This is a genomic window from Larkinella humicola (assembly GCF_008727875.1).
Lineage (GTDB): Bacteria > Bacteroidota > Bacteroidia > Cytophagales > Spirosomataceae > Larkinella > Larkinella humicola.
Genome location: NZ_VTWS01000003.1, coordinates 361,672 through 378,146 on the forward strand (window position 1 = coordinate 361,672; position 16,475 = coordinate 378,146).

A 16,475-nucleotide genomic window follows, 5' to 3' on the forward strand; every position below is an offset into this window, starting at 1 on the left:
GAGACAAGAGACTAAAACCCTTAAATGGACTCTTACTCCTTGTCTGTCATCTCTTGTCTCACTTCTATTTTCTCAAGTCATTTCACTGTATGATGAGCAATAATAATACCAATCCCGGGAGTCTGCTGGATCGGATTGAAGACGCGATTCAGGATATTCGCGATGGAAAAATCATTATCGTCGTGGACGATGAAGACCGGGAAAATGAGGGTGACATGATCTGCGCTGCGGAGAAAATCACGCCCGAAATGGTCAATTTCATGGTCAAGGAAGGCCGCGGTCTGATGTGTGCTCCACTCACCGAAGCACGCTGTCAGGAACTGGGCCTGGAAATGATGGTGGGCAACAACACCTCCGTTCATACGACACCCTTTACGGTATCCGTTGATTTGCTGGGCAATGGCTGCACCACGGGCATCTCGGCCAGCGACCGTGCCAAAACCATCCGTGCGCTGGTGGATCCGGAAACCAAACCGGAAGATCTGGGCCGTCCGGGGCACATTTTTCCGCTGCGGGCCGTCGATGGGGGCGTCATCCGCCGGGCGGGGCATACCGAAGCCGCCATTGATTTCGCCCAACTCGCGGGTTTGCAACCGGCGGGCGTGCTGATCGAAGTGCTGAACGAAGACGGCACGATGGCGCGGCTTCCTGAACTGCGGACGATGGCCGACAAATTCGGTATGAGGCTGGTCAGTATTCAGGATTTGATCGAATACCGGCTACAACAGGAAAGCCTGATCAAACGCGAAATTGGGGTGAACATGCCCACAACGTACGGCGATTTCGAACTGATTGCCTACAAACAACTCAACACCGACGACACACACCTGGCCCTGATCAAAGGCACTTGGGAGAAAAACGAACCCGTGCTGGTGCGCGTCCACTCGTCCTGTGTGACGGGCGACATCTTTGGTTCCTGCCGCTGCGATTGCGGAGAACAGCTTCATGCCGCCATGAAAATGGTGGAACAGGAGGGCAAAGGCCTGGTGCTGTATATGTTTCAGGAAGGACGCGGAATTGGGCTGATGAACAAACTGAAAGCGTATAAATTGCAGGAAATGGGCCGCGATACCGTCGAAGCCAACCTGGAACTGGGCTTGCCGATGGACGCCCGGGACTATGGCGTCGGTGCGCAGATTTTGCGGGATCTGGGCATCACCAAGCTCCGCCTGATTTCCAATAATCCCAAAAAACGGGCGGGCCTGATGGGCTATGGTCTCGAAATTGTCGAAACTGTCCCCATCGACATCCGCCCCAACCCGCACAACGAAGTGTACTTACGGACCAAACGGGACAAAATGGGTCACGAACTGAGCCATTTCACCGATCAGGTCGGTTAACGATCTCCACCGTTTAGTATAGCCCGTCAGTATTGACGGGCTTTTTTTTGTCCTTTTTTACCGAACACGCAACCCTTTTCCAGCAGCTACCGTACTGCCATCGAATCGATTCGACAGGTACCATTTCTAATTCTAATCTTTCTATTTATTTGCTATGAAATCAAGATGGATTGCGACCCCTGTGGCCGCTCTGTTGCTTATTGTCGGTTCGCTCACCCAGTCCTGCGACAACGATTCGGAGGAAGCTACCCCAACGCCCCCGGAACCCGCTATTAACCTGACCAGCACCTCACTGGGCAATGTGATGACCGACGAAACCGGCCGGACGCTCTATTTCTTTTCCAATGATTACGACAGCACCGGCGCTTCGACCTGTACCGGCGGCTGTTTGACCAACTGGCCGGTGTTTTACCGCGCTACCCCCAAACTGGCTTCGGGCCTGACCGCCACCGATTTCGGCACCCTTACCCGGGCCGACGGCGCGAAACAGACCACCTATAAAGGATGGCCGCTCTACTACTTCAAGGATGACGCAAAATCGGGCGATGTAAAGGGTGAAAACGTGAGCAACGTCTGGTTTGTTGCCAAACCGAACTACTCCATCATGATGGCCAATGCCCAGTTGGTGGGCCACAATGGCAAATCGTATACGTCTGATTACAAGGAAGGCACCGGAAAAACGATTTATTTTACCGACGGCATGGGTCGAACGCTGTACGGTTTCAGAAACGATAAAAACATGAAGAACAACTTCACCAAATCCGACTTCAGCAACAATGCCGTCTGGCCTTTGTATGAAGAAACGCTGAAAGAAGTGCCTTCTACGATCGACAAAACGCTGTTTGGCAGCATTACGGTTTTCGGACGCCAGCAATTGACGTTCAAAGGCTGGCCCTTGTACTATTTCCAGCAGGACAACGGAAAACGCGGTTTGAACAAAGGCATCAGTTTCCCACAACCCGGCGTGTGGCCCATCATCAATAAAGACACCCCGGTTGCTCCGGCGCCCTGATTGGTGGTCTTCGGTGAGTCAGTTCTCGGTTTTTTTGTATCTTGCTCTGTCCTGCCATTTTTTGTAAAATGAGAACTGCTCACTGAAGACTGTGCCGGTTTTTGCCCGATTGACGCAACCCATTTTCGGTAATCAGCGTATTGACGATTGAAACCCGACGTATGACCGTTCCCTCCCCAGATATCGCCGGACTATTGAAGGAATGCCAGCAAGGCAATCGCAGAAGCCAGGAGCAGCTCTACCGGCAGTTCTATGGGTATGCGATGGGAATTTGCGTGCGGTATTCGTATAGCCGGGACGAGGCTGTGGAGATTTTGAACGATGGTTTTATGAAAGTGTTTACCCGCTCGGATCAATACCGGACGGAAGTACCTTTCAAGATGTGGTTGCGCCGGATTATGATCAATACCGCTCTTGATTATTACCGGCTGAATCTGAAACACCGGTACCATGAGGACATCGATCAGGCCGGTCAGTTACCAGACGTTGAGGCCAGTGCCCTCGACCAACTGAGCTATGAGGAATTGATGGAAGTCGTCCAGTTGCTGACGCCGGCCTACCGAATGGTATTTAATTTATACGCCATTGATGGCTACACCCACGAGGAGATCGCCAGTCAGTTGAATATCTCGATGGGGACGTCCAAATCAAATCTGGCGCGTGCCCGTGATCAATTGAAACAATTATTAAAACGTAGATGCCATGGCGAGTTTGCAAGAACTTCCCGATGACGAACTGGATAAGCTCTTCCGGTCGTCAGCCGAGGAGTTTGAACCGCCTTACAATGCTGACGACTGGAACAGCCTGCGCCAACGTCTTGACGACGACGACCGGTCGCGGTTTCTCTACCGGTTTATTTATTGGGGCCTGCCGCTGTTATTGCTGTTGCTGACCACGGTTTCGCTGGTGGTGCAGCCGGACGAAGTGCGGCCACCCGCGTCAAAAACAGGCCCCCGGACAGAGTCGGTTTCGACACCGGGAACCGGACGGCCCCTGGTTGTCACTTCGGAAAAGGTGAATCCGGCAAAAGCTACCGAAAACCGGCTACCGGAAAAACCGGCTGAAAAAATCGCTTCGGCCCGGACGGAGTCGACGCCGGAAACCGGTGCGGTTCCCGCGGTGCGGCCATCCGTTTCGGAAGCATCCGGCAGCAAGGCGATGGCAACGCCATCCCTGAAGCCCACAAGCGAAAACCGTTCTGCTCTGAAAAACCGCCCAGAGAAAACGGCGCGCGCGGTACGGAGACGATCTGAAGCAACGGTTTCGGATACCCCAACAAACTCTGATGAAACGGTTTCGACCTTTTCTGTAGACAGGAGCAAAAGGTTGTCCCGAACCCGATTACCCAAAACCACCGGCTATGCTGCCGTTCCGTCCGGGTTGAAAAACCGCCGGACCCAACCGGTTTCCGCCTTGCAAGGCCCCGTTCATTCGGTCGTCGTTCCCGGTGAACCACCTTTGGTTCAACCGACGGAAACCGAAGCACTGGTTTTGGAAAGCGAGCCCCTCAATTGGCTGGCGAACCTGGCATCCATCCCAGCCCGGCCACCGGCAAAACCGGTTTTGCCGTCGTTGCCGGAACTGGATCTGGAACCCGTTCGGCCACCGGTTGGGCCCAAAATCGCGGCACCAGCGATTCCGGTCATTGGGTATCCCGCGCTATCGGTTCGGTTCGTGGCCGCTCCCGATCTGAATTTTGTGGGAAAAAGCCGTCAGGGAGCCAGGGATTTCCAAATGGGTATAATGGCCGAATACCGCTTTCTACGACGGTTTACAATCCAAAGTGGCGTCCTGCGATCCGTCAAAAAATACACGGCGTCGGCGTCTGATTATACCATGCCTGATACGATCTCCAAACACTGGTATGGCCCTAAGTATGAAAGCGTCGGTGCAGCTTGTATAGTTCTCGATATTCCGATCAATCTTCGATTCGATGTGTTGTTGAACAACCGCCGACGGTGGTTTATCAACGCCGGTGTATCCTCGTACATTATGCAAAAAGAAACGTACGTATACAATTACCCGCCTGGCAGCAAACCGTCAACTCAACAGAAGTACAAGGGATGGAACGGCCAAACCGGTTTGCACAAATGGAGTCACTTGAATTTTTCATTGGGCTACGAACGCAACTTCCGTTCCGATGGCCCACTGCGTCGGTTTTCCTGGCAGGTTGAACCGTTCCTGAAAAGCCCGCTGTCCAAACTGGGCTACGGCAAAATCCGGTTGACGAGTACCGGCGTATTTTTCTCGTTGCGCTACCGGCTTTGATCAACACTTTTTGCGGTTGTCAAATCGTTAGTCGTAAATACTGTATGTACATTAATTAACAACCTACTCATTAATTTATGGAGACCAACCAACAAGAACCGATCAAACGAAGTGAGTTCCTTCGGAGCCTGGGATTGAGCAGTGCGGCATTGATGGCATTTTACTGCATGGGAACACTGACCTCCTGTTCAAAAGGTTCTGACGATCCGGATCCAACGCCCACCCCCACCGGTAAAGTTGATTTTACGATTGACCTCAATAGCAGTACGTACGCGGATTTGAAGGATGCCACCAAGAAGTTTGTGTATAAAGACGATGTTCTGATTGCCCAGATCAAGAACGGTACCTACGTTGCGCTGGCCAAAATCTGTACGCACGAAGGAAATCTGGTTACGTATCGGCCTACCGTCGACAACTTTTATTGCCCCAATCACGGTTCTGAATATGACTCCACCGGTAAAGTTACCGTCCCGGTTGTCGCCAACCAGGCCAGCCTGAAAAAATATAGTACGACTCTGACCGGTACCAGTCTGCGCGTATTTGAAGCCTAATCTATGAAGCATCTGTTGATTGTTTGCCTGCTTACCATTCTCTATTTGCCACTTTGGGCTCAGGATTCGACGCGCGTAAGAACGCCGGCTGATACCAGTATTAAACCGTCGGATGCCAACGACCTGCTGGCCGAGCTGGGCGACAGTACAGCGGATGCGCAGGAGTTGCTGCCCAAAAAGATGGTTTTCACGCAACGGGCGTTTTGGGGGCCGAAGGGATTGCTTCGGCTTACCAACATCGCCCCGCTGTCGCCCCAGGGTCGTGAGAAAGAGTTGAAAATCCGCCGGGCGTTTCTGGTGAGCCACCAGGTTCTGGGGTTTGTCACGCTGGCCGGGTTTGTGGCCCAGGGCATTCTGGGTTCGAAACTCTACAACGCCAAAGGACTGGATTATTCCCGGATCAAGGAGCAACACGAAACGATGGCCACACTCATCAACTTTTCCTATGGCACCACGGCTTTGCTGTCGCTCACCTCGCCACCGGGTTTGCCTACCGCCAGCCGGAAACGTGGATTCAGTTCGATCAAGCTGCACCGCGCCCTGGCCGTTGTGCACCTGACCGGTATGGTTGCCACAAACATTTTATCGCATAAAGTGGGCAAAAATCCCGACCTGAAGCCTTACCACCGGGCTGCCGCTTACACTACGTTTGGAGCGTATGCGGCCGCTATCATCGCCATCAAACTCAAGTAAGTTCACTCATTTCACGCCGGATTACTACGATGACTGCTTTTTCATACCAAAAGCTGACGGGTTGGGTATTGCTCGTCAGCGCCGGACTGGTGGCGTTTCACCAACCGGACCATGCGCCCGCACCGGCCAAACGGAAGCTGATGGCCGACCGGACCAAATCGACGATTACCTACGCCATGTCGCACCCCATGCACAGTTTTGAAGGCGTCAGCCGTGATGTGGCCTGCGTGATGGTGATCGACGACGCCAACAAGATCGAGAGCGTAGCGGCTGCCACCAAAGTGTCCAGCTTCGACAGCGATAACACCAACCGCGACTCCCACGCGCTGGAAAAAATGGAAGCGTTGAAATATCCCAAGGTGACCTTTACCAGCAACGATGTGCAGCAACAGGGAACGAATCTGACCGTCAAAGGCAATCTGACCTTCCACGGCGTCACCAAACCGGTCGTTATTCTGGGAACCCGGCAGGACGACAATGCGCAGGTGACCATCAAAGGAGAGTTCGACATCAATTTGTCCGATTACAAAGTGGAAAAACCGTCTCTGATGATGGTTCCGGTCGATGAAAAGGTCAAATTGAAACTGTTGATGGTTTTTAAAAATACGGATTCGTAACGCTGCGGCTTCGCTGGAAGGTTGCTTTTTTATCCCGCAGGGATTGTAGAGCGAAGCGTCGGTAGCAGATTAGGTTATTCCAAGCCCCGCGTGCCGTCAGGCACGCAACAATTTGCAGCTTGGTCGCATACCTGACGGCATGCGGGGGTGATTCATGATTTCGGTTGCTACCGACGCTTCGCTCTACAATCCCTGCGGGATAAATGGCCCCGTTCCTGGAAATCAGTCAGAGGGCCTGGAATTCTATTGAAGTTTTAAGTTCATGACGACTTTATTGATTCCAGACACCGGTGATTGCGGTTTTTCGGACGTATTCCGCAAAATCGGTAGGTTTCCGACCCAGCGCCCGTTCAACGCCATCGGCCAGGCTGGCATTCCGCCCATCCAGCACTTCGGTGAATAAATAGGTTAGTAGCGCCACAAACGCTTCCGGAATACCGTATTCTTTGAGCATGGCCGCATACGCGCTCATCGAAATGGGTTCATATTGAATGGATCGGCCTATTGTCCGGGCAATTTCCCCTACTGCTTCTTCAAACGTCAGCAACCGGGGGCCGGTCAGTTCGTAGAGTTGGCCGGTATGCCCATTTTCCGTCAGAGCGGCAACCGCCACCTCCGCAATATCGTCTACATCGATGAACGGTTCGCCCACGTGACCAACCGGGAGGGTGACATACCCCGCCAGAATTGGCTCCAGCAGGTAGCTTTCGCTAAAATTCTGGTTGAACCAGCTAGCCCGCAGAATCGTCCAGTCGACCCCGGAATGGATCACGATTTGCTCACAGGCTTCGGCTTCCGGTTCACCACGTCCCGACAGCAGCACGAGCTTCTGAACGCCGGTTTCCACCGCCATTTCGACAAACGATTGAATGCTGGCAACCGCCCCCGGAACAGCCAGATCGGGCTGAAATGTGATGTAAACCGCATCGACGCCCCGAAGAACCGGCCCCCAGGTGGATTCATCCATCCAGTCGAAGGCGGGGGTCGCCGAGCGCGAACCGATGCGAACCTGCCAGCCGCGTTCCGTTAATCGTTGGACAATCCGGCTGCCGGTCTTGCCTGTACCACCCAATACCAGTGTTTTCTGCGCTGGATTTTCAATGCCTTTGCTCATCGTTTTGGTCTTTTTTTTCGACAAAGCTAGGGCGAGTGACCAGCGAAAAATAGAACAAAACCGACAGGGGACTACTGAATCAACTGGGGAAAATTCTCGACTAATTCGAACGACCGCTTTTGGAATTGATTGGGAGAAAAACCGGAAAATTCCTTGAAAGACCGGATGAAATGCGATTGGTCGGCATATAAATTATCGAAGGCGATGTCTGAAAGCCGGTTGAAGTCATCGGCCCGAAATTGTCTCAGGGAAGCCTGAAACCGGCAAACCCGGGAAAAAACTTTTGGCGAAATCCCCACTTGCTGGTTGAACTTTCGTTCAAAGCTCCGCTCCGAGAGGTGGGCGGTTTTTTGCAGTTCTTTTAGTGAAACCGCTCCTTTCGACTGGATGATCCGAGCCACGGCATACGGAATCATCGCATCCGGACGAGCCGTGTTTTTTTTGATCTGGTCAATCAGGTAGGCCGAGAGCCGCTCGATTTTACCCACCGTCGAACGGATCGCAACCAGTTGTTCCAGCAATGAAACGCCCTGCTCTTCGGCCCACGCATTCAGATCCAGGCAGGTGTCGGTAAGTTCGCTGGCATTGAGCCTGAAAATGGAGTTCAGTGCATCGGGACGGAAATAGACGCCAATCATCCGCACGTTACCGACCGAATAGAGCTCGATGGTATTGACGGTTTGGCCGTAGACAAAAATACCGGGTAACTTCTGCTGCATCGGTCCGTAAAAAGCACCCCGGTCGGGCTCCTGAAACAGCAGGCCCGGACAGCCGTCGGCCAGCGGCAGGAAGGTTTTTGGAGCCAGGTCGGTATCGCTGCTTTCCAGAACCCAGAAGTACCGGACGTAGTCCTTGAGACAGGCTGGTGGCTGGATTCGTTCGAACTTCATTTCCGGTTTCGGATGGTGAATTTACACGCCGTGGTGATAGAGTAAAAACAGAAAAAGGCACAGCCACAACACGTCCACAAAATGCCAGAATAGCGTAAACAACTTAATTTTTAGTAAGTTGGGCGGATTAACGCTGTAAACAAAGGCGTCGACGTACGGGATTCGGCGCATCGCTTCGGCAAATGCAATGGACAGAAAAATCAAGCCCACCACAATGTGCAGCAGATGCAACCCCGACAACACAAACAGAAAGCTGCCGGACGGGGTCGTTTGCAGATAAACGCCCTTCAGCATCAATTCCCGCCAACCCAGCACCTGTAGCACCACGAACAGGGTGCCCAGAAAAAGCGTCGTGCCCAGATACAGCCGGTATTGGGTAAACCGCTCGTGTCGAAAGGCTCCGTTGGCAATGTGCAACGTCAGACTACTGGCCAGAATAACGCCCGTGCTGGCCAGAAAAACCGTCGGCAGGGGAACATCGCGCCAGTCGGAACTGACTTTTCGGGCGATGTAAGCCAGCAGCAGGACGGTAAAACTAAAAACACTGGCGGCAATGCACAGCCACAGCATGAAGCGCTTGGGCTCCCGGCGACGCGTCATAAAGTTATTCTGGCGACGGGTTTCCATCGGGCGACACCACCACGGTTTTTAGGGTTTGTCTGCCAAACGCAAACCGGCCAAAAATGGTTTGGCGGGTTTGGCAGTTTGTAAAAATACAACACGATTTGGGACGGATAAAGTCCTTCAGCCCCCAATTAAAAGCATGTTACCACACTACCCTAAAATTAATTATGACTTCATGAAAAAGTATTGATTTATATTTGTAAAGTCCATAAAAACAGACAATTCCGGCTTAAAACATAATTATATCGGGGAGATTATGGATAACCGGATACTAAGTTTAAGTAACTTCAGGTTTTGCGGCCCAGTTTTTGTTAGCTATCTTTCCAAAATATTAAGATTCTTCTATTCGTCCCGCTTTCTGGCTGAGGTGCCTATTGGTATTTATTAACTCATCTTTCTATGCTTAACTCCTTTACTTCACGTACCTGTGCTGCTTTGATATTGTCTGTATTCCTGTCACTGATCGGGTACGGGCAAGTGGGAATAAATATGGAAGACAAGGATTACATTAACTCCGTTACCCCCGCTCCCAATCCCGCTGTTAGTTTTAAAGCTGCCACCAATTTAGTTTTCGACAAAGCCGGCAACCTGTATGTTGCGTGCCGGTATGGATTGGTCTACCGGGTCAAAAGGGGTGAGACCAAGGCCACGGTTATTCTGGATATTCAGGAAGAAGTGGCGGGATACGGCGACCACGGCCTGCTTGGATTTACGCTGGATCGCGACTTTTTGACCAACGGCCGGTTTTTTGTCTATTACACGGTCGATATGTACTGGTACGAAAATTTTGGAAAACCAGGTTATCAGGCCAATCAGTCTACCGATAATATCGCCACCATCGGGCGACTGGTTCGGTATACCGTCAATCCCAATAACGAGTATAAGGCCGATCCGGCCAGCCGCAAAATTCTGATTGGCGAAACCCTGGAGGACGCGATTCCGGTCATTACCGCTTCGCACGCCGGCGGTGGGCTGACCACCGGAACCGATGGTAGTATTCTGTTGGGCACGGGTGATGCCGCCAGCTTTGTGGAGGTAGACATTGGGTGTAACAACACGACCTGGTATACACAGGCCATCGACAAAAAAATCATCAAAACCATTCCGTCGGACGGCTACGGCGGCTGCAACACCTATAGCCCGGACCGGCTTACGGAGAACATCGGGGCCTACCGTTCACAAGCCCTGTTTTCGCTTTGCGGTAAGATTCTACGCATTAACCCGGAAAATGGAGAAGGGTACCCTTCGAACCCTTTCTACAAAGGTGCCGGTTCGGACCTGAAACTGGCCCAGAACCGGGTATACGCCCTTGGTTTCCGGCAGGCCTTCAAAATGTCGGTACGGCCTAATACGGGTAATCCGGATCCATCCAGCGGAAATCCGGGCGTTCTTTACGTCGGCGATGTGGGTTTTTCGTCTTGGGAAGAACTGAATGTGGTCACGGCACCGGGCCAGAATTTTGGCTGGCCCTACTACGAAGGCCAGGCCCAGGGTCGAATCGGTTACTGGAAAACGGAAGTTTTCAAACCAGCGAACCCCATCAAACCCCGAATTCAGTACCGGGAGAACAAGAACACGGAAATCATTCAGGGCAATACCGTTGTTAGCTCCGACAAACGGCCGCTCGAAGGAAACTGCATCATCGGTGGAGTCTGGCACGAAGGCGGAGGAAATTACCCGAAAGAATTTCAGGACACGTATTACTTTGCCGATTACGGAACGGGCTGGATTGCGGGGGCCAAATTTGGGCATGACGAAAATCCGGAAGCGGGGAGCCTCTTTAAAATGGCCACGAAAATGACCGTCACGCCCTTCTCGGAACGGATTGTGGGCATGGCGTTCAACCCCTACGACCGGAACATTTACTACGTTACGCTGGGCGAAAAATCGCTGGTTCGTCAGTTTGCCTTTACCACCAACCAACCGCCAACTGCCGTCATCACCCAGGATAAATCGTTTGGCAACAGTCCGCTGGTTGTTAATTTCTCCGCCAATGACTCGTATGATCCTGAAGGAACGAATCTGAGTTATGAATGGAATTTTGGCGATGGCAGTTCCAAAGACCTGACCAAAAACCCGCCGGCCAAAACCTTTACCTTCGGCGGCCAAAAGTCCTACAACGTTTCGCTGAAAGTGACGGATGCGCAGGGAAAAAGCAATACCACGCAGACGGTTATTTCGCTTAACAACACGCCCCCAACCATTCAAACCACCAGTGTCGACGGCTACAACTCGGTTTCGCTGCCGCAAACGATCAACCTGAATGCGACGGCGACGGACAGCCAGACCCCGGCAGATCAGTTGAAATACCAGTGGAATGTGTATCTCTACCACAATGACCACCGGCACTCGGTGTCTATTTTCAACGGCCCAACCGGAACGGTTACCCTGACGGAAGGCGACTGTGACGGCGAAGCCAGCTATTGGTACGGCCTGGTTCTGGACGTTACCGACGGGGGTGGCCTCACAACGACCTACACCAAATACGTTTACCTGAACTGTTCGGGGCAACAGCAGTCCATCACCTTTGATCCGATTGGCGACAAGGCTCCCACCGCACCGGCGTTCAGGCCCCCGGTTTCGGCCACTTCCGGTCTGCCCATTTCCCTGTATGTAGCCGATGGCCCCGCCGTCATCGAAAATGGGCAGGTCCGGTTAACGGGCGGTATTGGCCGGGTAACGATCCGGGCCACCCAACACGGAAACGGTCAGTACAAATACGCGCAGCCGGTCGAGCGGTCTTTTATGGTGACCAACAATGTCCCTTCAACGCCCGATACGCAGAACCCTTCGGCCCCCTCTGGTCTGGCTGTTTCCAACATCACCGCCACATCCCTGCAACTGAACTGGAACGCGTCTACGGATAATGTGGGCGTAACCGGCTATGATGTCTACCAGGGCGGTACAAAAATCAATACCAACCTGGTCTCGGGTACTACGTTTGCCGTTACGGGACTGAGCCCCAGCACCGCTTACGCCTTCCATGTGGTAGCGCGGGATGCCGCATCAAACAGTTCAGGCAACAGCAACACCGCCAATGCAACCACCGCGGCCGCGCCGTCCGGCAACCAGCCTCCGGTGGTTCCCGGCACGCTTTCGCTCAATGCGGCCACGGTGAATGTCCTTTATACGTCCAATGCGCTGCCAGCCTTTACCGATCCGGAAGGCGATGCGTTGACCCATTCGCTGGCGGGTTTACCCGGAACGTTGAATTTCAATGCGGCCAACCGAACCATTACGGGCACTCCAACCGCTACCGGAACCTATTCGCTCACGTATTCGGCCACGGATAACCAGCACCCGGCGGTGACGACCCTCGTCACGCTGGCGGTCAATGGAACATCCACCATACCGACTGCGAACCTGGACGGGTATCTGACACAGGAAGTCAATTGCAGCACGCTTTCGGGCTGGGCCTGGGACCGAACGGCCCCCAATGCCCCCGTTACGATCGAGTTTTTTGAGGGAGCTTCCATTACCGCCGGTACTCCGCTGGGGTCTATTTTGGCTAACGTCTTCCAGCAACATTTGAAAGATGCGGGCAAAGGAAACGGCGAACACTGGTACAACTTCCCGATCCCGGAAAGCGTTAAAACCAGCACGAACCGCACCATCTGGGCGCGGGTACAGAATTCCGAGTTCATTCTCAAGTGGGCTCCTAAAACCATCAATTGTGCCGGTAGCGGAGTCCCACCCGCCAACCTGCCACCCACCCCGCCTTCGGTATCGTCTTTGTCGGCTTTCGTAAATACCGCTTTTACGTCCGCAGCCCTGGCCGCTTTTACCGACCCGGAAAGCACCCCCCTGACCTATGAACTCCAGGGACTGCCTCAAAACCTGACGTTCAATGCCTCGACACGGGTGGTGTCCGGAACACCTGCCACCACCGGCACGTTTAGCCTGACCTATACTGCCACCGATCAGCCAGGGGCCAAAACCAGCGTTGTCTTTTCGCTGGTAGTCAACGAAACCAACAACCCGCCGGCCAATGTGCCACCGGCCGCACCGACGGTTTCGCCCCTCTCGGCCACCGTCAACGCAGCTTATTCAATAACGCTACCGGTTTTCACTGATACCGATCCGCTCAGCTACACCCTCACCGGATTGCCGTCGGGACTCGGTTTCAACGCCGACACCCGCGTCATTTCCGGAACAGCCACCCAGCAGGGCACTTTCCCGCTCACCTATGCGGCCAGCGACGGAAAAGTCACTTCGTCCGTTCCCATCAGCCTGGCCGTAGCCGCCGGAACCGGCAATCCGCCCCCGGTGGTCACGGGCAGCTTCGAAGGTTATCTCGATGTGGTCAACTGCTCCACTTTTTCCGGCTGGATCTGGGACCGCGATAAACCGAACACGCCCATCACCATCGAGTTTATGGACGGGCCAACCGTGGCCGGTTCAACGGTGATCGACCAAACCGTGGCCAATATTTTCCGGCAGGACCTGAAAAATGCCAACAAAGGTAATGGCGCCCACGGCTACAGCTTTGTGGTGCCGGAACGGCTCAAGGACAACCAGACGCATACGATCTGGGCGCGGGTGGTCGGCTCGGAGTTCATTCTCAAGTGGGCTCCCAAAACGATTACCTGTGTCGGAACCGGAACGCCACCCGCCAATGCCGCCCCGGTAGCCCCGGCGGTTTCGCCCCTGTCGGCGACGGTGAACGTGGGTTTCACGGCCAGCGCGCTGCCGGTTTTCACGGATGCCGAGAACGATGCACTGACCTACACGCTGACGGGCTTACCCGACAACCTGTCGTTTGATGCCAATACGCGCGTGATTTCCGGAACGCCGACGCAACAAGGGACTTTCACACTGACCTATTCGGCGAAGGACAGCCAGCATGCCCCAGTGCCGATTACGCTGACACTGACCGTCAACGCGGGAGGAGGTACGCCACCGGCCAACGTTCCTCCGGCTGCTCCGGCGGTTTCGCCCCTCTCGGCCACCGTCAATGTCGCCTATTCGTCTACCCTACCGGCTTTCACCGATACCGATCCGCTGTCTTATACCCTCACCGGATTGCCATCGGGACTCGGTTTCAATACCGGCACCCGCGTCATTTCCGGAACACCTACCCAGCAGGGAACCTTCAATTTAACCTATGCGGCCAATGACGGAAAAGTCACGGAAGACATGACGATTGCGTTAACTGTTGCGGCTGGCGGCACCACGCCCCCACCGGCTCCGGCGGCTAATTTCGACGGGTATCTGGCGAAGGAAGTCAGTTGTAACACAATTTCGGGTTGGGCTTGGGAACGGGCCAAAGGCAATGCGGTGGTCACGGTCGAGTTATTCGTTGGCGCTTCGATTGCCAACGGTACGTCACTAGGATCCATTCCCGCTGATGTTTTCAAACAGCACCTGCTGGATGCCGGCAAAGGAAACGGGATACACTGGTTTGATTTCCCGATGCCGGAAAGCATCAAAAATGGCCAGAACCAGACCATCTGGGCGCGGGTTGTCGGGTCCGAGTTTACGCTGAAAGATTCACCGAAAATCATCAATTGTGCGGGAAGCGGAACACCGCCAGCCAATGCCGCGCCGGTCGCACCCGCGGTTTCGGGCTTGTCGGCGACTATCAATGTCGCCTTCACGGCCAGTGCATTGCCCGCCTTCACCGATGCCGAAAACGATCCGTTGACCTACACCCTGACGGGTTTGCCCAACGGCGTCAACTTTGATGCCGGAACCCGGGTCATCTCCGGAACATCGACCGTCAGCGGCACCTTTACGCTCACTTATTCGGCCAAAGACAGCCAACACGCCCCGGTTTCCACCACCCTCACCCTGACGGTCAACACCGGCGGAGGCACGAATCCGCCCCCCACCAGTGGCGGCAGCGGACCAGGCAGTTACGAAGGTTACCTGGATGTGGTCAATTGCAGCAGCATTCAGGGCTGGCTTTGGGATCGAAACCGCCCCAATACGCCGATTACCGTTGAATTCCTGGATGGAAACACCGTAGTAGGTGCGGTCGACGCCAACATTTTCCGGCAGGATCTGAAGAACGCCGGCAAGGGCAACGGGATTCACGGCTATAGTTTTACGGTTCCGGCTTCGCTCAAGGATGGGCAGAACCACTCGATCAGTGGCCGGGTTCCGGGGGGTAATTTCACCCTGAAATGGTCGCCAAAAATCCTGAATTGCCCCAATGGCAGTCGGCAGGGAACAGACGAGCGCGTCGAGTTAAGCATGGAACTCACGGTTAGCCCGAACCCCAGCCGGGGCAAGGTCGAAATCAGGTATATGGTGGAAGCCGATCGCTGGGCTGATTTGCAGGTAGTGGATATGATGGGTCGTTCGATCTGGCAAAAACCCACCATTGGCACGGGCAAAGTGGAGCGCGAAACCGTCGATCTGAGTTCGGATGGAGCCAATTTGTACTTAATTCAGTTGCAGACTGCCAAGCAGATTGTTACCAGACGCTTGCTGATTAGCCGCTAAAGATTCGGCTTACTGCTAAAGTGAAGAACCCGCCCGTGAAAACTGGCGGGTTTTTTACTTTAGCATCGTTTTTGTTTTCAATAACCGCTCATATGGTTTTCTGCCAGACCTGGTAGGCATGGAAATAATCCGGTAACGATACCGCTTGCTCGAAAATACCGTAAATAGTGGAGCCCGAACCACTCATACTGGCATAGATAGCCCCCGCTTGGTATAGTTCTTGTTTCACTGTATGCAGAATCGGATAGACCGGAAAAAGGCTGGTTTCAAAATCATTCCGGATGGTATTTCGCCAGGTTCCAACCGGATTTTGCAACAACGCACGCAGCGATGCAAGGGGTTTTTGGGGTCGAACGTTGGCATAGGCTTCGGCCGTTGAAATGGCCAGATTGGGATACACCAGTACGATGGTATACCCGCGGAGTGATACGTCAATATCCTGAAAGTGATCCCCCTTTTCGAAGCAATACAAGGGTCGATTCTGAATAAAAAACGCACAATCGCTGCCTAACTGCCGTGCATACGTTTCTAATTGCTCCATTGACAAGGCCAGGTTGAACTGCTCGTTCAGCAGACGCAGCGTAAAAGCAGCATCGGCCGAACCTCCGCCCAGACCCGCCCCGATCGGGATGAGTTTGTGCAAATACATCTGAACGGGCGGCAACTCAAAATCAACCTTCAGACGTTCGTAGGCCCGCAGGCAAAGGTTGGTGGACGGGTCGCCCGGAATGTCGGTTCCACTGATTTCGAACGACGTTTTCGAAGCCGGAATGATTTCCAGCAGGTCATTCAGCGGAACCGGATAGAAGCACGATTCGAGGTTATGAAAGCCGTCCGGGCGCTTCTCCGTGATCTGCAAACCGATGTTAATTTTGGCATTGGGGAAGAGTATCATTTAAAAGAGAGTATGACCTTTTAA

12 protein-coding genes are annotated in these 16,475 nt (G+C 53.6%); 8 read left to right on the forward strand and 4 right to left on the reverse strand.

Annotation, left to right across the window (positions count from 1 at the left end; genetic code table 11):
- Window positions 1-92 precede the first annotated feature (92 nt).
- The 7 genes from F0P93_RS13565 to F0P93_RS13595 all read left to right on the forward strand — a co-directional run bounded on the left by F0P93_RS13565 (window position 93) and on the right by F0P93_RS13595 (window position 6,481).
- The gene (locus tag F0P93_RS13565) at window positions 93-1,340 is read left to right on the forward strand and encodes a bifunctional 3,4-dihydroxy-2-butanone-4-phosphate synthase/GTP cyclohydrolase II (RefSeq protein WP_150877552.1); all 1,248 of its coding nucleotides are present in this window, start codon (window positions 93-95) and stop codon (window positions 1,338-1,340) included.
- 154 nt (window positions 1,341-1,494) lie between these two features.
- Window positions 1,495-2,352 (forward strand): hypothetical protein, encoded by an 858-nt coding sequence (locus tag F0P93_RS13570; RefSeq protein ID WP_150876944.1) that lies wholly within the window; start codon window positions 1,495-1,497, stop codon window positions 2,350-2,352.
- Window positions 2,353-2,513: 161 nt separating this feature from the next.
- The gene (locus F0P93_RS13575) at window positions 2,514-3,083 is read left to right on the forward strand and encodes an RNA polymerase sigma factor (protein WP_150876945.1); all 570 of its coding nucleotides are present in this window, start codon (window positions 2,514-2,516) and stop codon (window positions 3,081-3,083) included.
- Complete coding sequence (locus F0P93_RS13580; RefSeq protein ID WP_150876946.1) at window positions 3,055-4,620, forward strand: porin family protein; 1,566 nt, start codon at window positions 3,055-3,057, stop codon at window positions 4,618-4,620. Before F0P93_RS13575 ends, F0P93_RS13580 begins: the two co-directional genes overlap by 29 nt.
- Window positions 4,621-4,697: 77 nt before the next feature.
- A complete protein-coding gene (locus F0P93_RS13585; protein ID WP_150876947.1) occupies window positions 4,698-5,171 on the forward strand; it encodes a QcrA and Rieske domain-containing protein in 474 nt (157 codons plus the stop codon).
- A 3-nt stretch (window positions 5,172-5,174) separates the two neighbouring features.
- Complete coding sequence (locus F0P93_RS13590; RefSeq protein ID WP_150876948.1) at window positions 5,175-5,864, forward strand: hypothetical protein; 690 nt, start codon at window positions 5,175-5,177, stop codon at window positions 5,862-5,864.
- Between the two features lie 29 nt (window positions 5,865-5,893).
- A complete protein-coding gene (locus F0P93_RS13595; RefSeq protein WP_150876949.1) occupies window positions 5,894-6,481 on the forward strand; it encodes a YceI family protein in 588 nt (195 codons plus the stop codon).
- A 271-nt stretch (window positions 6,482-6,752) separates the two neighbouring features.
- Here F0P93_RS13595 and F0P93_RS13600 read toward each other — a convergent pair whose 3' ends face one another.
- From F0P93_RS13600 to F0P93_RS13610, 3 genes are all read right to left on the reverse strand, one after another.
- A complete protein-coding gene (locus F0P93_RS13600; protein ID WP_150876950.1) occupies window positions 6,753-7,595 on the reverse strand; it encodes an NAD(P)H-binding protein in 843 nt (280 codons plus the stop codon).
- Window positions 7,596-7,666: 71 nt separating this feature from the next.
- Entirely contained in the window at window positions 7,667-8,485 is an 819-nt protein-coding gene (locus F0P93_RS13605; protein WP_150876951.1) for a helix-turn-helix domain-containing protein, read from the reverse strand.
- 21 nt (window positions 8,486-8,506) lie between these two features.
- Window positions 8,507-9,112, reverse strand: coding sequence for a cytochrome c oxidase subunit 3 (locus tag F0P93_RS13610; RefSeq protein ID WP_225309481.1), 606 nt, complete (start codon window positions 9,110-9,112; stop codon window positions 8,507-8,509).
- A 486-nt stretch (window positions 9,113-9,598) separates the two neighbouring features.
- Here F0P93_RS13610 and F0P93_RS13615 point away from each other — a divergent pair, with 486 nt between their 5' ends.
- Complete coding sequence (locus F0P93_RS13615) at window positions 9,599-15,556, forward strand: putative Ig domain-containing protein (protein ID WP_191908810.1); 5,958 nt, start codon at window positions 9,599-9,601, stop codon at window positions 15,554-15,556.
- 88 nt (window positions 15,557-15,644) lie between these two features.
- Here F0P93_RS13615 and ispE read toward each other — a convergent pair whose 3' ends face one another.
- Window positions 15,645-16,451 (reverse strand): 4-(cytidine 5'-diphospho)-2-C-methyl-D-erythritol kinase, encoded by an 807-nt coding sequence (gene ispE / locus F0P93_RS13620; RefSeq protein ID WP_150876953.1) that lies wholly within the window; start codon window positions 16,449-16,451, stop codon window positions 15,645-15,647.
- Window positions 16,452-16,475: the final 24 nt, after the last annotated feature.

Coding starts and splice junctions, on each gene's coding strand:
- F0P93_RS13565 (WP_150877552.1), top strand. CDS start 93: ATGAGCAATAATAATACCAATCCCGGGAGTCTGCTGGATCGGATTGAA.
- F0P93_RS13570 (WP_150876944.1), top strand. CDS start 1,495: ATGAAATCAAGATGGATTGCGACCCCTGTGGCCGCTCTGTTGCTTATT.
- F0P93_RS13575 (WP_150876945.1), top strand. CDS start 2,514: ATGACCGTTCCCTCCCCAGATATCGCCGGACTATTGAAGGAATGCCAG.
- F0P93_RS13580 (WP_150876946.1), top strand. CDS start 3,055: ATGGCGAGTTTGCAAGAACTTCCCGATGACGAACTGGATAAGCTCTTC.
- F0P93_RS13585 (WP_150876947.1), top strand. CDS start 4,698: ATGGAGACCAACCAACAAGAACCGATCAAACGAAGTGAGTTCCTTCGG.
- F0P93_RS13590 (WP_150876948.1), top strand. CDS start 5,175: ATGAAGCATCTGTTGATTGTTTGCCTGCTTACCATTCTCTATTTGCCA.
- F0P93_RS13595 (WP_150876949.1), top strand. CDS start 5,894: ATGACTGCTTTTTCATACCAAAAGCTGACGGGTTGGGTATTGCTCGTC.
- F0P93_RS13600 (WP_150876950.1), bottom strand. CDS start 7,595: ATGAGCAAAGGCATTGAAAATCCAGCGCAGAAAACACTGGTATTGGGT.
- F0P93_RS13605 (WP_150876951.1), bottom strand. CDS start 8,485: ATGAAGTTCGAACGAATCCAGCCACCAGCCTGTCTCAAGGACTACGTC.
- F0P93_RS13610 (WP_225309481.1), bottom strand. CDS start 9,112: ATGGAAACCCGTCGCCAGAATAACTTTATGACGCGTCGCCGGGAGCCC.
- F0P93_RS13615 (WP_191908810.1), top strand. CDS start 9,599: ATGGAAGACAAGGATTACATTAACTCCGTTACCCCCGCTCCCAATCCC.
- ispE (WP_150876953.1), bottom strand. CDS start 16,451: ATGATACTCTTCCCCAATGCCAAAATTAACATCGGTTTGCAGATCACG.